The sequence below is a fragment of the Streptomyces sp. LBL genome (assembly GCF_029893585.1).
Lineage (GTDB): Bacteria > Actinomycetota > Actinomycetes > Streptomycetales > Streptomycetaceae > Streptomyces.
The window spans coordinates 1-23,605 of the sequence record NZ_JARXYX010000049.1 but is presented as its reverse complement, the minus strand read 5'-3'; the positions used below and the strand labels follow the sequence as shown (position 1 = coordinate 23,605).

22 protein-coding genes and 1 pseudogene are annotated in these 23,605 nt (G+C 69.7%); 11 read left to right on the top strand and 12 right to left on the bottom strand.

Annotated features, from left to right (window positions below; genetic code table 11):
* Positions 1-45: 45 nt before the first annotated feature.
* Positions 46-250 (bottom strand): annotated as a pseudogene (locus tag M2271_RS38955) (DUF397 domain-containing protein).
* A gap of 253 nt (positions 251-503) precedes the next feature.
* On the opposite strand from M2271_RS38955, the gene M2271_RS38950 reads away from it, so the two are divergent.
* The 3 genes from M2271_RS38950 to M2271_RS38940 are packed head-to-tail and all read left to right on the top strand — an operon-like array spanning position 504 to position 2,624.
* Positions 504-1,718, top strand: a complete 1,215-nt coding sequence (locus tag M2271_RS38950; protein WP_280892192.1) for a cytochrome P450 — start codon at positions 504-506, stop codon at positions 1,716-1,718.
* 43 nt (positions 1,719-1,761) lie between these two features.
* Positions 1,762-1,956 carry a ferredoxin gene (locus M2271_RS38945; protein WP_280892235.1) on the top strand — a complete coding sequence of 65 codons (195 nt, stop codon included), beginning with the start codon at positions 1,762-1,764 and terminating at the stop codon, positions 1,954-1,956.
* Entirely contained in the window at positions 1,953-2,624 is a 672-nt protein-coding gene (locus M2271_RS38940) for a TetR family transcriptional regulator (RefSeq protein WP_280892191.1), read from the top strand. The genes M2271_RS38945 and M2271_RS38940 overlap by 4 nt, the downstream gene beginning before the upstream one ends.
* Before the next feature lie 212 nt (positions 2,625-2,836).
* Here the strand turns inward: M2271_RS38940 and M2271_RS38935 are convergent, their stop codons facing one another.
* Positions 2,837-3,772 carry a LysR family transcriptional regulator gene (locus M2271_RS38935; protein ID WP_280892190.1) on the bottom strand — a complete coding sequence of 312 codons (936 nt, stop codon included), beginning with the start codon at positions 3,770-3,772 and terminating at the stop codon, positions 2,837-2,839.
* A 204-nt stretch (positions 3,773-3,976) separates the two neighbouring features.
* On the opposite strand from M2271_RS38935, the gene M2271_RS38930 reads away from it, so the two are divergent.
* On the top strand, positions 3,977-5,329 hold the full coding sequence (locus M2271_RS38930; RefSeq protein WP_280892189.1) for an MFS transporter: 1,353 nt from the start codon (positions 3,977-3,979) through the stop codon (positions 5,327-5,329).
* A 302-nt stretch (positions 5,330-5,631) separates the two neighbouring features.
* Here the strand turns inward: M2271_RS38930 and M2271_RS38925 are convergent, their stop codons facing one another.
* On the bottom strand, positions 5,632-6,165 hold the full coding sequence (locus tag M2271_RS38925) for a YbjN domain-containing protein (protein WP_280892188.1): 534 nt from the start codon (positions 6,163-6,165) through the stop codon (positions 5,632-5,634).
* 138 nt (positions 6,166-6,303) lie between these two features.
* On the opposite strand from M2271_RS38925, the gene M2271_RS38920 reads away from it, so the two are divergent.
* Positions 6,304-6,435, top strand: a complete 132-nt coding sequence (locus M2271_RS38920; protein ID WP_280892187.1) for a hypothetical protein — start codon at positions 6,304-6,306, stop codon at positions 6,433-6,435.
* A 143-nt stretch (positions 6,436-6,578) separates the two neighbouring features.
* Here the strand turns inward: M2271_RS38920 and clpB are convergent, their stop codons facing one another.
* The 3 genes from clpB to M2271_RS38905 all read right to left on the bottom strand — a co-directional run bounded on the left by clpB (position 6,579) and on the right by M2271_RS38905 (position 10,113).
* Positions 6,579-9,176: an ATP-dependent chaperone ClpB gene (gene clpB, locus M2271_RS38915; RefSeq protein WP_280892186.1), complete on the bottom strand. Its 2,598-nt coding sequence runs from the start codon at positions 9,174-9,176 to the stop codon at positions 6,579-6,581.
* Positions 9,177-9,587: 411 nt separating this feature from the next.
* Positions 9,588-9,884, bottom strand: a complete 297-nt coding sequence (locus tag M2271_RS38910; RefSeq protein ID WP_280892234.1) for a (2Fe-2S)-binding protein — start codon at positions 9,882-9,884, stop codon at positions 9,588-9,590.
* A 40-nt stretch (positions 9,885-9,924) separates the two neighbouring features.
* A complete protein-coding gene (locus M2271_RS38905) occupies positions 9,925-10,113 on the bottom strand; it encodes a hypothetical protein (protein ID WP_280892185.1) in 189 nt (62 codons plus the stop codon).
* Between the two features lie 170 nt (positions 10,114-10,283).
* Here M2271_RS38905 and M2271_RS38900 point away from each other — a divergent pair, with 170 nt between their 5' ends.
* Positions 10,284-11,252 carry a helix-turn-helix transcriptional regulator gene (locus M2271_RS38900; RefSeq protein WP_280892184.1) on the top strand — a complete coding sequence of 323 codons (969 nt, stop codon included), beginning with the start codon at positions 10,284-10,286 and terminating at the stop codon, positions 11,250-11,252.
* Positions 11,253-11,333: 81 nt separating this feature from the next.
* On the opposite strand, the gene M2271_RS38895 is transcribed toward M2271_RS38900, so the two are convergent.
* On the bottom strand, positions 11,334-12,389 hold the full coding sequence (locus M2271_RS38895) for a LuxR C-terminal-related transcriptional regulator (protein ID WP_280892183.1): 1,056 nt from the start codon (positions 12,387-12,389) through the stop codon (positions 11,334-11,336).
* Positions 12,390-12,849: 460 nt separating this feature from the next.
* Here M2271_RS38895 and M2271_RS38890 point away from each other — a divergent pair, with 460 nt between their 5' ends.
* Positions 12,850-13,419, top strand: a complete 570-nt coding sequence (locus tag M2271_RS38890) for a TetR/AcrR family transcriptional regulator (protein ID WP_280892182.1) — start codon at positions 12,850-12,852, stop codon at positions 13,417-13,419.
* Positions 13,416-14,645, top strand: a complete 1,230-nt coding sequence (locus tag M2271_RS38885; RefSeq protein ID WP_280892181.1) for a GDSL-type esterase/lipase family protein — start codon at positions 13,416-13,418, stop codon at positions 14,643-14,645. The genes M2271_RS38890 and M2271_RS38885 overlap by 4 nt, the downstream gene beginning before the upstream one ends.
* Before the next feature lie 24 nt (positions 14,646-14,669).
* Here M2271_RS38885 and M2271_RS38880 read toward each other — a convergent pair whose 3' ends face one another.
* Both M2271_RS38880 and M2271_RS38875 read right to left on the bottom strand, forming a co-directional pair.
* Positions 14,670-14,795, bottom strand: a complete 126-nt coding sequence (locus tag M2271_RS38880; RefSeq protein ID WP_280892180.1) for a hypothetical protein — start codon at positions 14,793-14,795, stop codon at positions 14,670-14,672.
* 17 nt (positions 14,796-14,812) lie between these two features.
* A complete protein-coding gene (locus M2271_RS38875; protein WP_280892179.1) occupies positions 14,813-15,970 on the bottom strand; it encodes a Dyp-type peroxidase in 1,158 nt (385 codons plus the stop codon).
* Between the two features lie 88 nt (positions 15,971-16,058).
* On the opposite strand from M2271_RS38875, the gene M2271_RS38870 reads away from it, so the two are divergent.
* A complete protein-coding gene (locus M2271_RS38870) occupies positions 16,059-17,402 on the top strand; it encodes a right-handed parallel beta-helix repeat-containing protein (protein WP_280892178.1) in 1,344 nt (447 codons plus the stop codon).
* Between the two features lie 7 nt (positions 17,403-17,409).
* Here the strand turns inward: M2271_RS38870 and M2271_RS38865 are convergent, their stop codons facing one another.
* The 3 genes from M2271_RS38865 to M2271_RS38855 all read right to left on the bottom strand — a co-directional run bounded on the left by M2271_RS38865 (position 17,410) and on the right by M2271_RS38855 (position 22,329).
* Complete coding sequence (locus M2271_RS38865; protein ID WP_280892233.1) at positions 17,410-18,084, bottom strand: hypothetical protein; 675 nt, start codon at positions 18,082-18,084, stop codon at positions 17,410-17,412.
* A 319-nt stretch (positions 18,085-18,403) separates the two neighbouring features.
* A complete protein-coding gene (locus tag M2271_RS38860) occupies positions 18,404-20,833 on the bottom strand; it encodes an SdrD B-like domain-containing protein (RefSeq protein ID WP_280892177.1) in 2,430 nt (809 codons plus the stop codon).
* Positions 20,834-21,795: 962 nt separating this feature from the next.
* Positions 21,796-22,329: an ATP-binding protein gene (locus M2271_RS38855; RefSeq protein ID WP_280892176.1), complete on the bottom strand. Its 534-nt coding sequence runs from the start codon at positions 22,327-22,329 to the stop codon at positions 21,796-21,798.
* A gap of 238 nt (positions 22,330-22,567) precedes the next feature.
* On the opposite strand from M2271_RS38855, the gene M2271_RS38850 reads away from it, so the two are divergent.
* Positions 22,568-23,449, top strand: a complete 882-nt coding sequence (locus tag M2271_RS38850) for a helix-turn-helix transcriptional regulator (protein ID WP_280892175.1) — start codon at positions 22,568-22,570, stop codon at positions 23,447-23,449.
* A 10-nt stretch (positions 23,450-23,459) separates the two neighbouring features.
* Positions 23,460-23,605 (top strand): DUF397 domain-containing protein (locus M2271_RS38845; RefSeq protein WP_280892232.1); only part of this gene is annotated, 146 nt, incomplete at its 3' end.

Below are 23,605 nucleotides of genomic sequence, written 5' to 3'. Positions count from 1 at the left end.
GACCGGCGGGCCCGGAAGACGGGCACTGACCGGGACGTGGTCGACTCAGACGCGGTGCTGACCAGTCCTCAACTCGCCTATGAACGCGGCCCAGGAGCCGGCTTCGAAGCACAGGGCGGGACCGTGAGGGGGCCTTGCTGTCACGGACGGGGACGGCGCCGGGGAACCCGTCGGCCACCTCCACGCAGTCGCCGCCCTCCTGATGGAGAACTTGAAGTGCCGGGGGCGAGCGTCGGAGTTGGCGGATCATGCTTCAGTCCCATGGCTCGTGCTCACTGCCTCTGGAACTTCGGATCGTCGGCGCCTTGATCCGGCTCTACGGCTTGCCCCTCATCCGCATCGTCCACCTGACGACCGAGCGGGCCGTAGACGAGACGCTCCTGCTGCATCGAGGGCCGACCGCCCAGGGCGATTGTCGGCCATCCTTCCTCAGGCGGCCCTCGTTTTAAGGCGAGTGTCTTACGGTGATCACAGGTCATCCCCGACACCGGAGGAGTCCCCCCATGACTGAAGCAATCCCTGACTACCCCTTCGACCAGCCGAACACACTGGAGCCCCCGCAGGAGTGGGCCGAGACGCGGGCGAAGTGCCCCGTGGCACAGGTACGGATGCCCAGCGGGGACGTCGTCGGCCTGCTGACCGGCTACGAAGAGGTCCGTGGGCTGCTGACCGACCCGCGGTTCAGCCGCAATCTCGCCCGGCAGGGCGCCGCACGCATGTCGACCACCGAGGACGGCGGGCTATTCAACCGGCCCGCGGAGGGCGACGTGGACAACCAGGAGGGTCCGGGGCACCGACGGTGGCGCCGACTGATCAGCCCCGCGTTCACGATCAAGAAGATGGAGGCGTGGCGCCCGCGCGTTCAGCAGATGGCCGACGACCTGGTCGATGCGATGGTGGCCGAAGGCTCACCCGCTGATCTCCGTGCGGCCGTGGCACTTCCCCTTCCGGTACGGGTGATCTGCGCGCTACTGGGCGCGCCGAGCGAGGACCAGGACAGGTTCGCCCGCTGGTCGGAGGTCCTGCTGACGCTGACGCGCTACACGCAGTCGGAAGTGGACGACGCGCACCGGGAGTTCCACGCCTACGCCTCGGATCTCGTCGAGCGCAAGCGGACCCACCCGGGAGACGACCTGCTCAGTGAGCTGACCCAGATCTCCGACACCAGGGACGGCCGGCTCAGCCACGACGAACTCATCAACACCGTGGTCGGCCTGCTGCTGGCGGGGCATGAGACCACCTCGAACATGATCCTGAAGATGACGGCCCTGCTGATGGCGCAGCGGGAGCGCTACGAAGCCGTGCGTGCCGATCCGGGGCTGATCCCGAGCACGGTGGAAGAGGTCCTGCGGATGGACACGCTCGGCGGAGTGGGCATACCCCGGTTCATCACCGAGGACACGGCGGTCGGCGGGGTGCCGGTGCGCGCCGGAAGCACGCTGTTCGTCAACCTGCACGCCGCCAACCGGGACGAGCACAAGTTCCCCGACCCCGACCGGTTCGATCCGCGCCGCGAGAACAATGCCCAGCACCTCGCCTTCGGCGCCGGACCGCACTTCTGCGTCGGTCAGACGCTCGCCCGGGTGGAACTACAGGTGTGCCTGGCCACTTTCGCCGAACGCCTCCCCGGTCTTCGCTTGCGGGACACCCCTGACGACCTCCGCGTCCGCGACGGGGTCGCGGCGGGCGGCTTCGAGGACATGTGGGTCATCTGGTGACCGGCGGTGCAGCACGGTGGGCGACCGGGAGGGCAACGATACGATGAAGGTCACGGCTGACCAGGAAGCCTGCTGCGGCAGTGGAATGTGCGTGGCCAGGGCCGAGGGGGTCTTCGACCAACGAGAGGAGGACGGTGTTGTGGTCGTGCTGGACAGTGCTCCGCCGCCGGAGCATGTCGAAGCCGTCCGTGAGGCAGCCGCAGTCTGCCCGACCGGGGCCATTCACCTGACGGAATGACACTTTCCGGCCCGGCTGCCCCGCCTTCTCCCCGCTCGGCGCTCGCGCGCGACAAACTGATGCGCACCGCCGAACGGCTCTACGCCGAGCGTGGCTTCGCAGGCGTCTCGGTCAGGCAGATCAGCGAGGCAGCCGACCAGCGCAACAACTCAGCGGTTCAGTACCACTTCACAACCCGCGACGGGCTCATCAAGGCGATTCTGTCGAGCCACACCGGTCTCGTCGAGACACACCGGATCGCCATGGTGGAGGCAGTCCGCGAGCAGGACACCGTAAGCCTTGAACAGCACTACCGCTGTGTCATCCTGCCGCACATCCAGCACCACATCGAAGCGGGCACACCCACATGGAGTGCCCGCTTCTCCGCCCAGGCCCTGGTCGAGCCCGCACTCCGCGACTACGCTCTGCAGGAGCATCAGAACAGCCCTTCGCTCCGCCTCCTGGACGAGATCGGTGCCATCCGCCGGGACTCCACCAGCCCCGAGCTCCTCGCGCGGCACGGCACCATGGTGCGCCAACTCTCGGTGCACGCCTTCGCCGAGCTGGAGTACGACCTGGCGCACGGCCGTATCGCCCCCGCCGCGGCGGCTGATTCCTGGCGCCTCCTGGGCCAGGACCTGATCACGGCATTGTGCGGGCTCACCACCGCCCTGCTGGGCCCCTCATAACGAGCCCACTCGGCCACCCCGAATAGCGCAGGGTCGGAACACCACCCCTTCACCAGTACGCCAGCGCGTCCAACGAGGCGTTCAACGCGTTCCACCACTCATCCGGCAGTTCCGGGGCGACACTCAACACGGCGGTACCGACGGGGCATCCGGCAGAAGCTCGGTTTCGTCGGCCGGCGATCCGGCCGCGATGATCGCAGACGCGGTGGCGTTCAGCGCGGGATCGCCCAGTCCGGCGTCCAGGTCCCGGTGGTGTCGTGGCCGGCCGTTGTGGCGGTGAGGTGGGCGCGGAGGGTGGGCAGTGCGGGGTGGGGGTTGTCGCGGTGCCAGAGAAGTGAGTGCGGGTAGACGGGCGTCGGGTCGGTCACCGGGATGCGGCGCAGGCCGTGGCCGGCGGGCCAGACGAGGCGGGTCGGCTCGCCCATGAAGGTGGCCAGGGCCGGGGTGTCGGCGATGGTGTCGAGGAGCGCGTCGGAGCCGAAGTTGGGGCCGGTCGCCTCGATGGTGAGGCCGAACTCGGCGACGAGGTCGTCGTAGTAGGCGGCCCACTCGGTACCGGGGACGATGCCGGGCATCCAGATCCGGTGCCCGGCGAGGTCGGCGACGGTCACCGACCGGGCGCCCGCCAGTGCGTGGGCGGGGCCGGTGAGGAGCTGGAGCTGCTCGTCGAGCACCCGGACGGACTCGATGTCCTCGGGCAGGGGCCGGCCGGGCGCGCCGACGGCGCGGAAGGACGCGTCGATCGCACCGGACCGGATGGCGGCGACGGCCGTCTCGATGTCGAACAGCATCATCACGTCGAGCTCGATGTCGGGATGTGCGTGGTGGAAGCCGCGCATCAGGCCCGACTGCGCGCTGCGCGAAGCGATCACGTCGACGCGCAGCGGACGGCGGCCGGTGCGCACGGACGCCACCGCGCGCTCGGCGACGCGCAACAGCTCGCGCGCGTGGGGCAGGAACGCCTGTCCGTCGATGGTGAGCTCGGCGCCGCGCGCGGTGCGGGTGAACAGCCGCACGCCGAGGTTGCGCTCCAGCGCGGCGATGCGCTTGGAGACGGCCTGCTGGGTGACCGCCAGCTCGGCGGCGGCCTCCTGGAACTGCCCCGCGTCGGCGGCTGCGACAAAGGTCCGGACGGTGTCGAGGTCCATGCCGACACCATAGGTGCACGGGGCACAACTGTTGGTTGTGGCTGACGGCCCCGCGGTTGTTAGATCCCTGGGTACGGGGCTCGCTTTGATACTTCGGATTGCTTCCGATCGCTGATCGGTTGTGCGGGTTATTGGCGAGGGGCGGCGGGCATGAGGAGCGGGCACCGGCTGAGGCGGCGGCTCGGACATCGACTGGGGCGGCCGATGGGACATCGGCTGGGGCGGCCGTTCGGGTGGCTGTGGGGAGCGTATGGGACCAGCGCGCTCGGCACGTGGCTCGCCTTCGGCGCGTTCCCGCTGATCGCCATCGAGGTGCTGCACGCCGGACCGGCCGAGGTCGCCGCGCTCTCCTCCGTGGGCACTGCGGTGGGCGCGGCCGTGGCGGCACCGCTCGGGCCGTGGGTGGAGTTCCGTCGCAAGCGGCCGGTGCTGATCGGGATGGACCTGGTGCGGTTCGCGGCGCTGCTGACGATCCCCGCCGCGTTCGCGCTCGGCGTGCTCACCTTCCTTCAGCTCCTGCTGGTCTCGGTCGTCGTCTCGGCGGCCGACATCACCTTCCGCGCCGCCTCCGGCGCGTATCTGAAGACGCTACTGCCGGCCGAGGACCTGCTCGTCGCCAACGCCCGGTTCGAGTCCACGGCCTGGACGACCACGATCATCGGGCCGCCGCTGGGCGGCGCCGCGATCGGGCTCCTCGGTCCGGTGGCGACCGTGGTGGCCGACGCGGTCAGCTACCTGCTCTCGGCCCTGGGCATCCGCGCGATGGGCGGTCACGAACCGCCGCCCGAGCGCCGGGAGTCCGCGCGTGTGCGGGCCGGGGACCTGCTCGACGGTTGGCGGTACATCCTCGCCGACGCGTCGCTGCGGCCGCTGTTCTTCAACACCGCTTTGTTCAACGGCCTGGTGATGGCCGCCCAGCCGCTCCTGGCCGTCCTGATGCTCGGCCGACTCGGGTTCGCACCGTGGCAGTACGGACTCGCCTTCGCCGCGCCCTCGATCGGCGGGCTGCTCGGTTCGCGGCTGGCCCGGCCGCTCGTCACCCGGTTCGGGCAGCATCAGGTCCTGGTCGTGGCCGGGGCGCTGCGCGCGGTCTGGCCCGTCGGCCTGGCCTTCCTGGGGCCGGGCACCGGAGGGCTGCTGCTGGTGATCGGCGTCGAGCTCGGGCTCATCTTCTGCTGCGGGGTCTTCAACCCCGTCTGCGCCACCTACCGCCTCGAACGCACCGCGACCGACCGGGTCGCCCGCACGCTGACCGCCTGGGCGGTGACGACCAAGGCCACGACCGCGCTCCTGACCGCCGCCTGGGGCGTGCTGGGCAGCCTGTTCGGACCTCGTACCGCCATCGGTCTGGCGGGTGTGCTCCTGCTGGCGACCCCGCTGCTGCTCCCGCGCCGCCCGGCAGCGCCTCTCGCCGAGCCGCGGTCGGGGCCGGAGTCGGGGCCGGGGCAGGGGCCTGAGTCGGAGCCGGAGTCGGGGCCGGGGCGGGGGCGGGGGCCTGAGTCGGGGCCTGAGCCGGAGCCGGGGCAGGGGCCTGAGCCGGCACCGAGCCGTGCCTGACGGTCCGCCACGGCCGTCACTCTCGACACGGTCGGTCACCGTCGCCACGGCTGTCACGGCTGTCACCGCCGCCACGGCCGCCACGGCCGCCACAGCGACCGAGCTGCCCCACGCGCCGGTGCCGCCGCGTACGGCGAAAGCCCGGCCCCGGCACGCGGCCGTGATGGCCGGTGCCCTGGCCGGGCTCTCGTCGCGCACGATGCGCTGCCTGCCGGGCAGCATGGTCGTGGGCTTTCACCTACGACGCGTACCTGGCCGGCAAGGTCATGATCGCGAACGCGCCGCTGCAGCCCTGCGAGGGTCTACTCGTCCTCGTTGGCATCGTCGGGCTTGTCGGCGTCGTCGACCTCCTGCTCCAGGCCGAGCTGCTCCACGAGCCACTTGTCGAACTCGATGGCGGCCCGCACCCAGCTCACTGTGGAGGAGACGAAGTGCTCCAGGCTCACCCCGGTGCCGATCAGCATCTGCGCCTCGCCGATGAGGCGGACCGTGCCGTCGTCGTGGGTGTGGCTGTACACCTTGGGCCACAAGGTCCGCCGGTTCCAGTCGTCGATGGACTCCAGCAGCAGGACCTTCTCGTCGATCTTGTGGGGACGGTCGTAGAACGTCCGCACCGAGAAGACCTGCTGGTCGTCTTCACCACGGAACATGAAATACGTACGGAACTGTTCCCACGGCGCCGCGAGGTCACCCTCGTCGTCGACGACGTACTTGAGCTCCATCTGGTCGAGGAGCTGCTTCACAAGATCCTGATCCGGGACGACGGGGCCCGCTGGTCCTTGCTGCGGCTCGGGCTGGCCCCCGAAGTTCGGAATCGAGGACGGGTCGATGGTCACCGTGATTTTCCCTTCGTACGGATCCTGCCATCCTCCCCCATGCGGGGAGGGGGGTGGCAAGCCCGACGGGTACTGTCAGCCGTCGGCTGACAGGATCCGACCGGTGGGGGACCGCCGATGTGCAAAGGGGTGGTGCTCATGACATCGACACAGAGCGGGGCGACGGTGGGAGGGACCAGGTGGTGGCTGGTCGCCCTCATCCTGGGGCTGCCGGCGCTGCTCGTGGCCGGCCTGCTCACCATGATGGTGATCTGGGTACTGGCCTCGTGACACGAGACGTTCCGACAGGAGACGTTCCGACAGGAGACCTTTCTCCCGGATGACTCGGATGACTCCGATGACACGGGGGCCTTTTCGAAGGCCCCCGTGTCGCACGGACATCCCGCTCAGAGTGTTCGGAGTGTTCGGAGTGTTCAAAGCGTCTTGCCGGTCGCAGGCCCCACGATCAGGCCGTCGCCGAACTCGTCCACCCTGACCGTGTCGCCGTCCTTGATCTCGCCGGAGAGGATCTCCTTGGCGAGGCGGTCGCCGATGGCGGTCTGGACCAGGCGGCGCAGGGGGCGTGCGCCGTAGGCTGGGTCCATGCCCTCGGTCGCGAGCCAGGCCAGGGCCTCCTCGGTGACCTCCAGGGTGAGACGGCGCTCGGCGAGCCGCTTGGCCAGGCGGTCGATCTGGAGCCTGGCGATGCGCTGCAACTCGGGCTTGGTCAGCGCCGAGAAGACGACCAGGTCGTCGAGCCGGTTGAGGAACTCCGGCTTGAAGGAGGCGCGGACCACCTCCAGGACCTGCTCCTTCTTCTCCTGCTCACTGGTGATCGGGTCGACCAGGAACTGGCTGCCCAGGTTGGACGTCAGCACCAGGATCGCGTTGCGGAAGTCGACGGTGCGGCCCTGACCGTCCGTCAGGCGGCCGTCGTCCAGCACCTGGAGGAGGATGTCGAAGACCTCCGGGTGGGCCTTCTCCACCTCGTCGAGCAGCACCACGCTGTACGGGCGGCGGCGCACCGCCTCCGTGAGCTGGCCGCCCTCCTCGTAGCCGATGTAGCCGGGCGGGGCGCCGACCAGGCGGGCGACGCTGTGCTTCTCGCCGTACTCCGACATGTCGATGCGGACCATGGCCCGCTCGTCGTCGAAGAGGAAGTCGGCCAGCGCCTTGGCGAGTTCCGTCTTGCCGACGCCCGTGGGGCCGAGGAAGAGGAAGGAGCCCGTGGGGCGGTCGGGGTCGGCGATGCCGGCGCGGGTGCGACGTACGGCGTCGGACACGGCGCGCACGGCCTCGCTCTGGCCGATCAGCCGCTTGCCCAGCTCCTCCTCCATGCGCAGCAGCTTCTGCGTCTCGCCCTCCAGGAGCCGGCCGGCCGGGATGCCGGTCCAGGCGGCGACGGTGTCGGCGATGTCGTCGGAGCCGACCTCCTCCTTGACCATGGTGTCCTTGGCTGCCTCCTCCTCGGCCTGCGAGGCGGCCTCCAAGTCCCGTTCCAGGGCCGGGATCTCGCCGTACAGCAGCTTGGAGGCGGTGTCGAAGTCGCCGTCGCGCTGGGCCCGTTCGGCCTGGCCACGGACCTCGTCGAGCTTCTCCTTCAGTTCACCGACCCGGTTGAGGGACTGCTTCTCCTTCTCCCAGCGGGCGGTGAGGCCCCGCAGCTCCTCCTCCTTGTCGGCGAGGTCGCGGCGCAGCTTCTCCAGCCGCTCACGGGAGGCCGGGTCGGTCTCCCGATCGAGCGCCAGCTCCTCCATCTTCAACCGGTCGACGGCACGCTGGAGTTCGTCGATCTCGACGGGCGAGGAGTCGATCTCCATGCGGAGGCGGGACGCCGCCTCGTCGACCAGGTCGATGGCCTTGTCGGGCAGGAAGCGGGAGGTGATGTACCGGTCCGAGAGGGTGGCCGCGGCGACCAGCGCGCTGTCCGCGATCTGCACCTTGTGGTGGGCCTCGTAGCGGCCCTTGAGACCGCGCAGGATCGCGATGGTGTCCTCGACGCTCGGCTCGGCGACCAGCACCTGCTGGAAGCGCCGCTCCAGCGCCGGGTCCTTCTCGATCCGCTCCCGGTACTCGTCGAGGGTCGTGGCGCCGACCATGCGCAGCTCACCGCGGGCCAGCATCGGCTTGAGCATGTTGCCGGCGTCCATCGCGGAGTCGCCGCCGGCACCCGCGCCCACGACGGTGTGCAGCTCGTCGATGAAGGTGATGATCTGCCCGTCGGAGCCCTTGATCTCGGCGAGGACGGTCTTCAGCCGCTCCTCGAACTCGCCGCGGTACTTCGCCCCGGCGACCATCGCGCCCAGGTCCAGGGCGACCAGCCGCTTGTCCTTGAGGGACTCGGGCACGTCACCCTTCACGATCCGCTGCGCGAGCCCCTCGACGACGGCGGTCTTGCCGACGCCGGGCTCACCGATGAGGACCGGGTTGTTCTTCGTACGGCGGGACAGCACCTGCACGACGCGGCGGATCTCCTGGTCCCGTCCGATGACGGGATCGAGCTTGCCCTCGCGGGCCGCGGCGGTGAAGTCGGTCCCGAACTTCTCCAGGGCCTTGTACTGGCCCTCGGGGTCTGCAGTGGTCACCCGGCGTCCTCCCCTTGCTTCCTGGAAGGCCTCCAGCAGCTTCTTCGCCGTGACGCCCTGTCCGGAGAGTACGTCGCCGGCCGCGCCGCCCTTCGCGGCGATACCGATGAGCAGGTGCTCCGTGGACAGGTACTCGTCCCCGAGGTCCTTGGCACGTTCCTGTGCGTCGGCGATCACGGCGAGGAGTTCGCGGTTCGGCTGCGGCGGCGCGACGGTGGACCCGGTCACGCTGGGCAGGCCCGCCAGCACGCGCTCGACACCGGAGCGTACGGCCGCCTGGTCGGCGTCGACCGCCGACAGCAGGTCGGTGATGTTCTCGTTGTCCTGTCCCTGGAGCAGCGCCAGGAGCAGGTGGGCCGGGGTGAGGTCGGGGTGCCCCTCGGTCACGGCACGGTTGCCGGCCGCGTTGATCGCGTCCCGGCTCCGGTTGGTCAGCTCGGCGTCCACGTTCGCGTTCTCCTCCTTGCGTCGTACTCAGTGCCGTCAGTGCCGTCAGTGCCGTCAGCGCCGACTCAGCTGGCTGACTCAAGCAACGTACACAAACTTGAGTCTATTCCACTCAAGGTGAAGGGCGAAGAAGATCCACACAAGGAGCCGAGTGGAGCCGAGTGGAGCCGAGCACCCCGACAGGAGGAAAAGGCGCCGGGTCCGCGAACCCGAAAAGCGCATGGGCGGTCGGTAAATACCCGCGGGTGATCGGTAAAGGCGTAGAGGTAACGGCCAGTTTCAGCCACCATGGGATTCGGCCGCCATCCTGAAATATCCCGTAAAACTGCAGCGGCGTCACCGTGTTCAGGTCACGGTGACGCCGCTGCGGGGGGAAGCACCTGCGCGATCTATTACGACGGGGGAATCGCGTCAGGCACTGCGGGGGGTGGCTGAGATGGTCCGCGGGACGGGGGTGTCCGACTCCACCAGACGGTGGTCCCGCTGGTCCAGGTTCACAAAGATCATTCCGTACCGGATGGCACACCGTACGGGCTGTGGCGCCCCCCGGGGCTTGCGCAGGCACCGGTACGCTCGCAGGTCATCGTCCTCGTCCCGCGTCACGACGACCGGCTCACCGAAGACGGTCACCATCAACGAGTCACCGGCGTGGGGGATCGCGGTGGCCAGGTCGATGAAGTGCCAGCCGGAGCGGTAGGCGGTCGCCATTTCACGCCGGAAGGAAGGGTCGTCCGGTGGAGTGGTCACGTCAGCTCCCGGATTCCTGTGCCACAGAACCCGCCTCACCGGTGACGACGTCGGAGTTCGCGCCCACGCTCGGCCACACGGTGTTCGCCCGAACCTCGTCCCTCACGTCGGAGAAGCCCCCCAGCACACCGAGGGCGACGACGGCGGAGAAGGCGGCGACAAGCACCGAGCGAAGCATTCTGTTACGCATAGTCGGCTTCGTCCTCACTTGAAGGTCCCCTTTTCCCCCGTCGCATACGACGATGGCTCATTCGGGCACGTCATGGCCACAGGATCGATGCATCATGTTCCTGCATGTTCAGGACCCTGGGGGGTGGAGTTTTGTCAACGAACCATACTAAAGGGACACATCCTCATCCGATGGCGGAGTTGTGCGACGAAGGCGGCCGCATCTACGCCACCGCCCTGCGGTCCGGCCGCGTTCCCCGCGACGACGCGGAGGCAGCTCCCTGCCTCGTGGAGCTCGCCCTTCTCCACCCGGACCCGGACGACCCGGACCTGCTGCGACCCGTACCCCCGGCGGTGGCCCTGGCCCAGCGGCTCAATCCTCTAGAGCGCGAGATCACCGAGCGCCGGCGCCTGTCGTTGCGACTCGCCGACACCTTCGAGCCTTTCATGGCGCTCAGTAATCAGGCCACCACGACGAGCGACGCCCTCATCGTGCTGGAGGGCAGCGACCGGATCAACGCGGCGCTCAACCTCGCCACGGCCCAGTGCCAGACCGAGGTGCTGACCCTGCAGCCGAGCGGCCGCGTCTCCGAAGAGGCCCTGATGCGAGGTCTCGAACGCGACCGGCCGCTGATCGAACGCGGTGTCCGCATCCGCACGCTGTACCAGCACACCGCGCGCTACAACCCGGAGAAGCTGGCCTACGGTGCCCGGCTCTCCAACGGCAAGGCCGAGTACCGCACCACCGACGAGGTGGTGGAACGGATGATCATCTGCGACGAGACGGTCGCCTTCGTCCCCGCCCGCGAGGACCAGCAGGTCGCCCTGGAACTCAGGCACCCCGGCCTGGTCCGGCATCTCATCAAGTTCTTCGAGTACATGTGGGACCGCAGTGTCCCGATGAGCGCCAGCGCACCGTACGACGCCGCGTCCGGCGGCATCACCGACATCCAGTACGCCATCGCCAAGCTCCTCGTGGAAGGGCACGTCGACGAGGCCATAGCGCGCCGCCTGGGCATGAACGTCCGCACCTGCCGCGCCCACATCGCCAAGCTGGCCACGGCCCTGGGCAGCGGCAGCCGGGCCCAACTCGGCTATCTGATCGCCCAGTCGGGGATCCTGGAGCAGGAGCAGGAGCAGGAGCAGAAGCAGGAGCACTGAGCCGGGAGGGGGTGGGAGGGGACCTGTGACCCCGGTCCGCCGCCACGCTCGGCAGCGAGAGCCGGGCGCAGCTCGGCCATCTCATCGGACGGTCCGGGATCCTTGATCAGGAAGGGTGCGGCAGGGGCGGGCAGTCTCTCCCGCGCCGCCTGGTCGTGACAGCCCGTCCAGCCCCACCTGGGAGATCCTGACCCCCAGTTGGGTACGGCTCACCGCGCCCAGCGTCTCCGAGAGCCGCGCGATATGGGCCCGGCAGGTACGGACGCTTATCCCCAGCCGCTCCGCGATCACCGCGTCCTGGTGGCCCTCCGCCAGCAGGGCCGCGATGGACTGTTCCCGGTGGGAGATGCCCTCGATGCCGGTGTCGGGGAGGGGTGCGGTCAGCGGGATCGCCAGGCGCCAGAGGCGTTCGAAGACCGTGACCAGGTAGTCCACCAGCGCCGGGTGGCGCAGTTCCAGGGCGAGGGTGCGGTCCGCGTTGGCGGGGATGAAGGCGACCGTGCGGTCGAAGAGGATGAGGCGTTCGATCACCTCGTCCAGGGTGCGCGCCTGGACGGCGCCGTCCATCAGCTCCAGGTAGTTGAGCAGGCCCTGGCCGTGCCGCGCCACGTGCGTGTACAGGTCGCGCATCCGCACGCCCCGGCCGTGCAGGGCCAGCGCCCGGTGCAGGCCCTCCGTCAGTTCGTGTTCGGGGCGGATGCCACCGGGCTGCACGGTGAGGACCTCGGTCGTGCACGCCTCGGTCGCCTCGTCCATCGCGGCCTGGATACGGGAGAGGCCGTCCAGGACCCGGATCGCGCTGCCCTCGGCGGCGGCCGCCCGTGGTCGCGGGCCGCCGAGACGGGCGTACCACTCGAAGGCCTCGACCGCCGAGCCCACCCTCCGCCGGCTCGCGCTGACCTCGTCGTACATTCCGCGCAGCAGCCGGGTCATGACCTCCTGGGGGGCCGTCGGCACCAGCCAGTCCATGTCGTCGGGGTCGGGGTGCAGCAAAGCCAGTTCCAGCAGGCAGGGGACCGGTTCCGCGTCGCCGCGGGGCACCCGGCCCCGCCGTACGGCGCGGGCGTACACGCGGTCCCCGGCGTCGCACAGTCGGTCGGCACCGTGGGGATGCTCCTCCGTCCCGTGCCCGGCCATCACCCCGCCCCACCCCCGGTTCCCGCGTCTTGTGCAGCGCAACTATGCGCGGACCGGACCGGCTCCGCAACACGGCTCCCCACGCCGCCACCGCAAAAGAAAAGCGGTCGTACGACCTGTTCCATCCGGGACACATCCGGGCCGCACCCGAGCCACATCCGGGCGCATTCGGGCTTCCGTACGGCCCCTTGCAACGACCCGCTCCTTCCGTGCATGAGCCGCCGAGTGCCCGCGGGTGGCGTGAACTCGCGCTCGGACACTCGGACGGCTCGGACGGCTCGGACGGCTCGGACGCTCGGGCACTCGGACGGCTCGGACACTCGGGCACTCGGACGGCTCGGACACTCGGGCACTCGGGCACTCGGCACTCGAAAACCACGGCTAACACGCTCACCCACTTGCCTAAAACTATTAGGAAGAGGAAGATGCGCTATAGCTTCAAGCGAACAGGAGGGCTTCCATGGCGCGCGCAGGACTGACCGCCGAGCGGCTGACACGGGCGGGGGCCGAACTGGCCGACGAGGTCGGCTTCGACCAGGTGACCGTCTCGGAACTGGCGCGACGGTTCGACGTCAAGGTCGCGAGCCTGTACTCGCACGTCCGCAACTCCGAGGACCTGAAGACCCGGATCGCCCTGCTCGCCCTGGAGGAACTCGCCGACCGGGGCGCCGCCGCGCTGGCCGGACGGGCCGGCCACGACGCCCTGACCGCCCTGGCCGACGTCTACCGCGACTACGCCCGCGCGCACCCCGGGCGCTACGCGGCGGCCCAGTACCGGCTCGGTCCGGAGGCAGCCGCCGCAAGCGCCGGCGGACGGCACAGCGCGATGACGCGGGCCATCCTGCGCGGCTACGACCTGACCGAACCGGACCAGACCCACGCGGTCCGGCTGCTCGGCAGCGTCTTCCACGGCTACGTCAGCCTGGAACTGGCGGGCGGTTTCAGCCACAGCGCGCCGGACAGCCAGGAGAGCTGGACGCGGATCCTGGACGCCCTCGACTCCCTGCTACGGAACTGGCCGACACCATGACCTGGATCACCACGCCCCTCGCCGCGGACCTGCTGCGCGGCGCCCTCGACGTCGAGCGCACCGAGCACGGCCTGCTCCCCCACCGGCTGCCCGCCTGGGCCCGCGCCCAGTGCGCCGACCCCCAGCTGGCCATGGCCGAGTCCCAGCCCTCCGGCGTACGGCTGGCCTTCCGCACCCGGGCCACCGCCGTCGAGCTGGACACCCGCCCCACCAAGCGGACCTACGTGGGCGCCCCGCCGCGCCCGGACGGGGTGTACGAGCTGCTCGTCGACGGCCGCCCGGCCGGACGGGGCAGTGTGACCGGCGGCGACACCCTCGCCATCGACATGACCGCAGGAACCGCCGAACACCGGCCCGGCCCGCCCGGCACCCTTCGCTTCACCGGCCTGCCCGACACCGCCAAGGACGTCGAGATCTGGCTGCCGCACAACGAGACCACCGAACTGCTCGCCCTGCGCACCGACGCCCCCGTCGAACCCGCCTCCGACCCGGGCCGCCCGGTCTGGCTGCACCACGGCAGCTCCATCAGCCACGGCTCGGACGCCGCCGGCCCCACCACCACCTGGCCCGCGCTCGCCGCCTCCCTCGGCGGGGTGGAGCTGATCAACCTGGGCCTGGCGGGCAGCGCCCTGCTCGACCCGTTCACCGCCCGGACCCTGCGGGACACCCCGGCCGACCTGATCAGCGTCAAGATCGGCATCAACCTGGTCAACGCCGACCTGATGCGGCTGCGCGCCTTCACTCCCGCGGTCCACGGCTTCCTGGACACCATCCGCGAAGGGCATCCCACCACCCCGCTGCTGGTCGTCTCGCCGATCCTGTGCCCCATCCACGAGGACACCCCCGGCCCCAGCGCCCCGGACTTCAGCTCCCTGAGCACCGGACAGCTGCGGTTCAAGGCGATGGGCGACCCGGCGGAACGCGCGAGCGGGAAGCTCACCCTCGGCGTCATCCGGGACGAGCTGGCCCGGATCGTCGCCCAACGGGCGGCCGACGACCCGCACCTGCACCACCTCGACGGCCGCGAGCTCTACGGCGAGCGGGACCACGCCGAGCTGCCGCTGCCCGACGCCCTCCACCCGGACGCCGCCGCCCACCGCCGCATCGGCGAACGCTTCGCCGAACTGGCCTTCTTCAAGGGCGCCTTCGCCAAGAGGGCCTCCACGAAGGGCGCCTCCACGAAGGGCGCCTCCACGAAGGGCGCCTCTACGAAGTCGGACACCTGACCGCCGAGGGCCGCACACCCAGAACTACCCGAACACCCCGAACCAGGCGCCGATCTCCCCGGACGAGTACGCCCGGTCGGCCAGGACGCGGGCGGTCCGGGTGCGCGGGTGTCCGGCGCCGGTGTACGCGGGGACCTGGATGCGGTCCATGAGGAAGTTGATCGTGATCAGCCGAACAGCTGGGAACCGAGCGGGTGTTGCCGGTCGAAGCCGGGAAGGATCAGGAAGGTCGCGCTGGCGGTTGTGGTGGTGAAGGACAGCAGTGCGTCGGAGGTGTCCATGTGGGTGAGGGTGGCGGTGAAGGTCCGCAGGTCGTTCTGGAAGCTGATGAAGAGCAGGCCGGGGGCGGGCTCGTCGGTGCTGTAGGAGCGGCGGAGCATGAGCCCGACCCCGACCACGGTGGCGTGCGCTCTGCGCACGTGGGCGTCCGCGGGGACGAGATAGCGCCCGTCCGGTGTCTTGGCTCCGAGTTCCGGGCCCGAAGCGGCGGGGCCGCCGGAGAGGGGGACGCCGCTGGCGCGGCGCCGCCCGAAGACCGCTTCCTGTTCGGCCACGGACAGGGCGGCGAACCGCGGCAGGTCGAGTTCCATACCCCGCAGTACGGCAATGGTGCCGCCGGCGACCGCAGGGGGTCCGGCCAGCCACAGGTCGCGTTCCTGTTCTGCGGTCGTGCGCGGGCCCACGATGCCGTCGATGAAACCGAGCGGGTTTCTTGGAGCGGTGAGTCCCCTGCCGACAGGCACGTTCGTGCCGCGGCGTCCGGACTGCCGCCAGCGTTCGTGGAGCCGGTCACCGGCGTGGTCCAGGAGCGCGGCGGCGACGACCGGCAGGAGCAGCGCGTCGCTGGCGCAGATCTGTATCAGCAGGTCACCGCCGCGTGCCCGCGGGGCGATCCGCTCGCGGGAGAACCGCGGGAGGTCGACCGCGCCGGGCAGCGAGGCACCGGCCGTGCGCACTAGCCGGGGGCCCACCCCGACGGTCACGGTGAGGTCGCCCGGCGGCAGGCCCAGCAGCCGCGTGTCGGTCCCCGCTGTGAGTGTGCGGATGGCCTGGCCGAGTTCGGCCAGTAACGGGCCGGGAGCCCCGGTGGCGTCGAGGTCGGCCACCACGGCGAGCAGGTTGGGCTGGGCCGGCTGGGGAAGTGTGATGCCTGCCTGATGGCGGCCCGTCGCCGGAACCGGCATGGGCGTGGCCCCTGGGGTGGGGGCGTGCCGACCAGGCTGGGCGGAGTCCGATGTGCACCCGGCGGTCAGACCGGCGGCCATCATGGCGCCGGTGACATCGAGGAAGGTGCGGCGTGACGGGTGGTGATCGACTCGGCGCATGGGGTGCAGAGTGCCACAACGGAATCGCGCGTGCCGGTCAACCTCCCGATTCTGGCGTGGAATTGGGCGTCATGCCAGACTGGGGACCATGCCTCGATTAGCTCTTCGCGTGCTGGCGGCGGTGGTGGGCACGCTGACACTGGTTGCAGGCTGCGGCGGCGGCGGCGATGAAGGATCGGGCAAAGGCCGGCGACCGGCCGGTGCGCAGGTGACGATCCGAGTACCTGCTGATGCCCCGACGATCTCGGCTGCGGTGTCCCTGGCTCGGCCCGGTGACCTGGTGCTGATCGCTCCGGGTGTGTACCACGAGTCGGTGAGGATCGCCACGGCTCGCATCACTCTTCGCGGCACGTCCCGGGACAAGGTCGTCATCGACGGGCGGTTGAGGCAGCCGAACGGTGTCGTCGTCGCGGCGCCCGGGGTGGCCGTGGAGAACCTGACCGTGGAGAACAACACGCAGAACGGGGTCCTGGTCACCGGTTCGGCGAAGGCGGCCGCCGGCCTATCGGGGGGAAGCGGCGGCTACGACACCGGCGAGGAGCCCGTCACCTTGCTGAAGTCGTTCCTGATCTCGTATGTGACCGCGACCCGCAACGGTCTGTACGGCATCTACGCGTTCTCCGCGCAGAACGGTGTCATCGAGCATTCGTACGCGTCGGGCGGGGCAGACTCGGGGATCTATGTCGGCCAGTGCAAGCCCTGCAACATCGTGGTGCGGGACAACGTCGCCGAACTCAACGCGGTCGGTTACGAAGGCACCAACGCCAGCGGTGACATGTACGTGGTCGCCAACCGCCTGGTCGGCAACCGGGTCGGACTCACCACCAACTCCGACCACCAGGAGAAACTGCTCCCGCAGACGGGCGCCGTCATCGCGGGCAATCTGATCGCCGCCAACCAGCAGACGGCGACCCCGGAGCAGGCGGACGGCGGGTGGGGCATCGGCGCCGGCATCGACGGCGGCAGCGACAACCGGTTCGTCCGCAACCGCATCGCCGGCAACAGCAACGCCGGGCTGATGATCACCGCGACCGCCGACATACCTCCGGTCGGCAACCAGATCGTGGACAACACGTTCACCGGCAACGGCGTCGACATCGGCTGGACGTTCCCCACCGCCACGCGGGGTCGGGGCAACTGCCTGCGGGGCAACGATCTGCGCACCACCGTGCCTGCCCGGCTCGCGACGACCGCGGCCTGCCCGCTTCCGCTCGGCTCGTCCTCGCGGGCGGGCACGTGGGCGGCACCGACGGCACCCGGTGGCATCCCGTTCACCGAGGTCGCGGAGCCTGCTCCGCAGCCGCAGTTCCCCGACGCCGCCACCGCGGGCGCCACCACAGTCCCGCCCGTCCCGGCCCTGCCGGAAACGGAGGGCATCCGGCTGCCGCCGGCGTCCCTGCTCGCCGCGAACGCGCGGGTGCGGACGTCCTGAACAGCGGCTACCGGGTCGGGGTGGTCACGGGGATCGGCTTGACCGGAACGTACGTGTGGGTGTCAAAATCGACGACCACCGGCTCCGGCTGCGAAGCCACGCTGACGCGGACCCGGTACATGGTGCCGTCGGAGCCGATCCAGTAGCGCACGTTGCCCGCCGTACCGGAGTGGCCAGGCGAGGACGGCCCCGTCATGACGTCCACCCGGTGCCCGTCCACCTGCTCCCGCCCCCACCAGGCGGCGCCGTTCTGCGGCAGCAGTTGGGCGTTGTCCGGCCGGTCGCCGCCGAGACCGAGCGCGATGGACAGGGAGGTGTCCAGGGCGCTGCCGGACGACAGCAGCGGACGGTCGTGCCAGCCCGGAAGGGGCGGTGACGCGGGTGCGTGCGCCGGGGCGTCCGTCATCGGGCGGACGTGCACCGAGGTGGGCGTCCACTGGATCAGCCCGTCGCTGGACTTGTCGCGCCCGGTGCCCTGCACCACGCCGTAACCGACCTTGCGCCGATAGTCGACGGACCCGGTGACGGTCAGCCCGCCGGCAGTGCCCGGCACCGTTATCGTCACCGCGCGGCCCTGCGCCTGATAGTTACGGAATCGCGTGATCGCCAGTCGGTTGGCCTCATCCGCCGTCAGCGGGCGCGGACCGCCGGCACCGCCGTCGGCGACCAGGAACGCGGCCACCGCGACGGCCGCGACACCGATGACGGCCGCGATGCCGATGACGGCCGCGGCCGGGCGCGAACGCGGCCATCGGCGCCGGTCAGCCGGACGCCCCGGTGCGGCTTGCCGGATTCTCTCGCTCCGGGCGCGGTTCGACGCTGACACTCTCCGCCTCATCCTTTCGATCACCACACCGTCCGGCCGCCGCGGGCTCGCGGCGGCACTCGGCAGTCCGGCGGCAGACCACGCCAAGGCCGGCCCCGGTGGACCGGCCGAGACGTGATCTGCCCGTCCGCGCCATCCACAACGCGGACGGGCGGATCACTGTTGTGCGGTTCTTTCAGTGGTGCCGGGCGCGACGATCGCGGGCCACGAACGCGATGACCAGGCCCGCGCCCACCAGCAGACCGACGATGCCGATCATCTCCGCCAGCCCGGACGTACCGGTGCTCGCCAGCGAACCCCCGCCTCCACCGGCCGGGGCCGGGTGGTTGGCAGGCGGCGCGGGCGACGGCGGCGTGGAGGCCGCGGGCGGCGTCGGAGTCGGCGTGGAGGTCGAGGTCGAGGTCGGCGTCGGCGTCGGCGTCGGCGTCGGCGTCGGGGTCGGCTTCGGGATGTACACCCCGGCGTCGATCGTGTGATCGACCCCGCCCGGCTTGTCCGGCGCCGTGACAGGCGCGGAGCCGTTGCACAACGGTCCGGTGGTCGGCGGGGTCACATTGGAGTCGTGCGCACGGTCGGCACCGGCCCGCGGGAGTGTGAACCGCAGGTCGCTCGCCGGGGGCTGCTCGGGCACCTTGCTGGTGTCCGCGGTGCACACGTCGAACTGCACCGTGTACTTCGCGCCCGGTGTGAGCTCGTACGCGGCGCCGACACCGCCGAAGTAGTACTCGCCGGCGGCATTGGTCCTGGTCGTGGCGACCTGTTTGCCGTCCGCGTCCATCAGGTTGATCGTCGCCCCCGGCAGCAGCACGTGCCCCGGGTCCTGGATCCCGTTGTGGTCGCCGTCGAACCACACGACGTTGCCGATCTGGATCGGCGCGTTCGCCGCCGCGTACGCGATGTCACCGAGCCCGCCGGCCTTGCCGAACCCGCCTTGCTCCCGGCTGACGAACTGGAACCCGTTGGCGGTCGGGTTGTTGCCCGGGCCCTCACCGGTCGCGATGTTGTGGTACCCGGTTCCTGAGGTCGCGACGTTGACGACCGGGTCGAACTCCGTGCTGACGACCCACTGCTGCTGCGGCATATAGGCCACCGACCCCAGCGCGGTCTCATGGTGCGCGTTGGCGTAGGAGTCGCCCGGGAAGTATTCGACGACATCGGCGCCCTGGCCGCCGCTGTTGGCGGGGGTGGCGTGGTTGGGGCAGCTTCCGGTGCCTTCCCACTGGTACTCACCGGTGGGAGTGGCGCAGACCATGGTGATGTCACCACCGGACATGCCGTTTTCCGGCGTGTCGTTCCCCGGGCGGGGGTCCAGCCCTCCCCAACTGAGCACGTCCATGAACCGGTCGCGGAAACCCAGGATCATCGAGCCGTCGCGGGCGAAGGTGAGGGAGGCCAGCTCCGGCTGCGGGTCGATGAAGGGGTTGCCCGTCTGCCGGTCGTCCCACGTGCCCAGGCTGGTGTTCCACGGGTTCCAGTGAGTGGCCTTGTCGCCGGAACCGATGACGCTGCCGCGTTCCTCCGTGAGCGGGTGGCTCAGCACCGTCGTGAACCGCTTGCCGTCGTAGGTGGAGACGACGGCTTTCAGGTCCGCGCGCTGCTGCGTGCTCTCCGCGCTGCACACGCCGCCGACGTACAGCGTGTTGTTGTGGACCTCGAGACCGAACGGCCGCCAGTCGTCGGCACTCGCGCACCCCGGGTCCGGGATCGGGACCGTCGACTTGGGCGCCCCGGCGGTGGCCCCTGTCGCGTCGAAGCTCACCAGGCTGCGGGTCCGCAGGTTCACCGCGTACAGCGTGGAGCCGTCCTCGGACAGGGTCAGGCCACCGATGCTCTCCTTGCCCGGCGCGTCGGTGAACCCGGGATCTTTGATCATGTTGGCGGTGTCGTGCGGCGTCACCGTGGCGTCCGGCACCCGCGCGAACAGCTCCGGCGCGCCCGAGCCGCTGACCGGCACCGTGTAGATCGCGCCACCGCCCTGTGGTCCGTACGGGGCGTACCGGCGGGCGAACGCACTCTGGAACAGCCGGGTTCGGTACTTGTCGTACGCCAACCCGAACGTCGTGCCCACCTGGTCCTGCGTGGCCAGCGTGCTCGGGCACGCCACATCGGTGGGACACGTGCCCCGGCTCTTCGTCCCGAACGCCACCAGCGCCCGGTTGTCGGTCCCGTTGGCACCGTTGTGGACCGGCACGAAGTACCGCGAGTCCGGCAGCGCGTAGTCGGCCGGATCCCACACCCCCGTCACCACCGAGGCGTTCTTTCCGCCCGACACATCCACGAACGACGTGAAGCTGTCGAAGTGGTTCTCCGCCGTCGACGCGGGCGCCGCCTGCAGATAGCCGCTGTACGGCGCCGGGACGCTGACGTCGACGCGGTACTGGCCGCCGCTCAGCACGTTCGACTGCGACACCGCGACCTTTCCGGTGGCATCCGTGACACCGGTGACAACGTGCCCAGCGGGGTCGGAGATCTCCACCTTCATGCCCCGCTGCGGCACGTCCATCGTCGCGTTGATCACGCCGGTGCCGAAGAAGTCGCGCAGCACCTCAACCGTCAGCGTGCCGTCGGCGGTCGAAGCGACGGCCGGTCCGGCCGTCGCTCCCACGGCGCCGCCTGCCAGCAAAAGCACAGATAACGCGATGCGCGCCGGTGGCTCCACAAGCCTTAAGGCTAACCGGCGCGTGTCTCTGCCGAGTTGGTTCATGGCATCAAACTCCACACTTCTCTTGTCGTGAAAACAAAGAACCCGCTTCTCGCTACACGTCCAATGCGTGACCCCAGGCGCGGACGCCGGGCGCGAACGTCACGGAAGAAAAAAGGGCCCACTGCTGTTGCGTGGACCGTTTCGTGGTGATCATATGAGGATCTCGTGGGTGAGTGGTAAGCGTCGCGGGTCAGGAAAAGCAAACGCGCGTCCACGACCTCGGGCAGGACGGCCCCGGGTTGCGTGTCTGTGCAGCTCAATCACGGTGCCGTCGCCCCCACCCCCGGCCTCACTGACCGCCATCGCGAGCAGCGCGCGATATCCTATCCCCTGGAGTCTCACCGTCACCAGCAGAACCCTCGCATCCATCGGTATCCGCGACAGCCTCCGAGCGCGCAGAGAATGGCGACCGGAATGGGCGACAGGGAAGTGGTGGCCGAATCTGGTCCCGCCCGGTCCGGGCCGGCCGAATGACACGTCCGAAACGTGCTCGTCACACCGGGGCGCCGCGTAGTCGGGATTGATCCGGTTCGGCTGCTGCACAATTGACGTGGCTTGAAAACTGGCATGCGCATCCGAACAACAGCTGGCGCACCCGGCCCGCCCACGTCCTGACCTCGCCCTGACCGACAGGGCGTACTCGTCCGGGGAGAACCCACGAGTTTCCACGCCGGACGCGGCCGGGACGGCGCGCACCTTCGGTCTGACCGCCACCGACCTCGACGTCGCCATCCGCGACCAGGTCCGCGCGATCACGGTCCAGGACCTGTCCGGGCGATTACGTTCGAAAAGTTCGCGGTTGAGCTTGACGGCCGTGCAGGCGCTCTCGAACTTGGCGGAGCAGCGTCAAGAAGCGCTTCCTGTCAGTTGTCACCTGTCAGTCCGAGGACTGCTGCCACCCCTGGTTCACCCGTCCGAGCGAAACCGGAACGATCCACCGCTCCACCGCCGGCCACCCCGCCGCTCACCGCGCAGCCGCCCAACTCGAACCACACCCCCTTCGCGTAGCGCCCCGCCCTCTCATCGGCGACACCCCACACGTCCGCCATCTCCGCGACCAACGCGAGCCCCCTCCCCCAACAGGCGACCACCCCCACGGCGGGGTGCGCCACGACGGGCGGATCCGGGTTCTCGTCGAAGACGCTGACCCGGAAGCGGGCAGGGGTGAGCCGAATACGGAGCATGGTGGTGCCCTTGGTGTGCAGGTGGACGTTGGTGACGAGTTCGGAGGTGCACAGGGCGGCGGGCATGACGAGGTGCTCCCGGTCGTGGGTGAAGAGGACGGCACGTACGAAGTCCCGACAGAGGCGGGGTGCGGTGGCGTCAGCGGGGGCGAACAGGCTGTATTCGTGGGTGACTTGGGCGGGTCGGTGGGCGGCGCGGCGGGATGGGTCCATGGGGCGGCTCCTCCAGGGAGGTGGTGAGGTGCCCGCGATGGCTCCGCCCGGGTCCGGCCGGCTGCCGGTTCGGGTGCACTCTCGCTTGTGGGCAGAAGGAGTTGGTCGGATTCGGAGTGTCATCGATTCCGCACTCACCGTAGCGATAAAAGGCTCTCGCGAGCAACCTGCCAACCAGAATTGATGGACTAACCTCCCCCCAAGGGGCAGACTTTGGGCCGATCACCGAGGAGAACCCGTGGGACTGCGCACCACTATCAGCGAACGACAGCGACGGCTCGGCTTCGAACTCAAACAACTGCGCGAACAAGCGGGATTGACCACCAGCGAAGCCGCCGAGCGGATCGGCATGACGCGCGGCCAACTGGGCCACATCGAGGCCGGCCGAACCTCGGTCCTCACCGAGCGATTGCTCGACCTCTGCCGCACATACGGTTGCTCAGAGGAGCCCTATATCGAGGCACTGGTAGCCATGTCCGAATCCACCGGAAGAGGCTGGTGGCGCGCGTACAGGAAGCACATGGGTCCCGACCCTCTGAATCTGGCCGAGCTCGAATCAGAGGCCGTGGCCATCAGGACGCACGAACCCGTGTTCATCCCGGGCCTTTTCCAGACCGAGGACTACACGCGCTCCATCTTCACGAGCCCAGACCTGGGTTTCACGAACATCGAAGAAGGGTTGCGGTTCCGCATGGAACGGCAGCACATCCTGACGCGCGACGATCCGCCCTCCGTGGACGCCATCATCCACGAGTCCGCGTTGCACATGCGGTTCGGCAGCACCAAGGTCGTTCGGGAGCAGTTGCTGCGCCTGATCGAACTGGCGCGACTGCCGAACGTGACCATCCGGATCTATCCGTTCACGGCCCAGGCACACGCCGCCCTCACCGGAAATTTCGCGCATGTCGTCTCCGCCAACCCGAGGTTGGGCACTGTTGTGGTCGAACAGCTCTTGGGTTCCCACTACTTGGTGCAGCAGAGTCAGTTGGAGGAGTACAGCGCCCTGTTCAACCGCATCGCGGAGAACGCCCTCCCGCCCATCGACGTATCGTTGGCCCCAGAAACACACTCAGTAAAGGACTCGCTGGCCCTTGTCCAGCATGTGCTCTACGCCCTCTGAGGAGTCTCGGATGCCCGATCTGCACTGGCAGAAGTCGTCGTACAGCGGGGGCCCCGAAGGCAACTGCCTCTACCTCGCCACCACCCCCAGAGGAACGATCCGCCTCCGCGAGAGCGACGCCCCCCACGTCGTCCTGACCGCCGCCCCCGAAGGCCT

Excerpts from the sequence above, each read along its gene's own strand:
- M2271_RS38885 (WP_280892181.1), top strand. The coding sequence starts at position 13,416 with ATGACCTGGATCACCACGCCCCTCGCCGCGGACCTGCTGCGCGGCGCC.
- M2271_RS38880 (WP_280892180.1), bottom strand. The coding sequence starts at position 14,795 with ATGGACCGCATCCAGGTCCCCGCGTACACCGGCGCCGGACACCCGCGC.
- M2271_RS38950 (WP_280892192.1), top strand. The coding sequence starts at position 504 with ATGACTGAAGCAATCCCTGACTACCCCTTCGACCAGCCGAACACACTG.
- M2271_RS38890 (WP_280892182.1), top strand. The coding sequence starts at position 12,850 with ATGGCGCGCGCAGGACTGACCGCCGAGCGGCTGACACGGGCGGGGGCC.
- M2271_RS38900 (WP_280892184.1), top strand. The coding sequence starts at position 10,284 with ATGGCGGAGTTGTGCGACGAAGGCGGCCGCATCTACGCCACCGCCCTG.
- M2271_RS38935 (WP_280892190.1), bottom strand. The coding sequence starts at position 3,772 with ATGGACCTCGACACCGTCCGGACCTTTGTCGCAGCCGCCGACGCGGGG.
- M2271_RS38905 (WP_280892185.1), bottom strand. The coding sequence starts at position 10,113 with ATGCGTAACAGAATGCTTCGCTCGGTGCTTGTCGCCGCCTTCTCCGCC.
- M2271_RS38855 (WP_280892176.1), bottom strand. The coding sequence starts at position 22,329 with ATGGACCCATCCCGCCGCGCCGCCCACCGACCCGCCCAAGTCACCCAC.
- M2271_RS38870 (WP_280892178.1), top strand. The coding sequence starts at position 16,059 with ATGCCTCGATTAGCTCTTCGCGTGCTGGCGGCGGTGGTGGGCACGCTG.
- M2271_RS38920 (WP_280892187.1), top strand. The coding sequence starts at position 6,304 with ATGACATCGACACAGAGCGGGGCGACGGTGGGAGGGACCAGGTGGTGG.
- M2271_RS38945 (WP_280892235.1), top strand. The coding sequence starts at position 1,762 with ATGAAGGTCACGGCTGACCAGGAAGCCTGCTGCGGCAGTGGAATGTGC.
- M2271_RS38910 (WP_280892234.1), bottom strand. The coding sequence starts at position 9,884 with ATGGCGACCGCCTACCGCTCCGGCTGGCACTTCATCGACCTGGCCACC.
- M2271_RS38930 (WP_280892189.1), top strand. The coding sequence starts at position 3,977 with ATGGGACATCGGCTGGGGCGGCCGTTCGGGTGGCTGTGGGGAGCGTAT.
- M2271_RS38875 (WP_280892179.1), bottom strand. The coding sequence starts at position 15,970 with ATGCGCCGAGTCGATCACCACCCGTCACGCCGCACCTTCCTCGATGTC.
- M2271_RS38940 (WP_280892191.1), top strand. The coding sequence starts at position 1,953 with ATGACACTTTCCGGCCCGGCTGCCCCGCCTTCTCCCCGCTCGGCGCTC.
- M2271_RS38895 (WP_280892183.1), bottom strand. The coding sequence starts at position 12,389 with ATGGCCGGGCACGGGACGGAGGAGCATCCCCACGGTGCCGACCGACTG.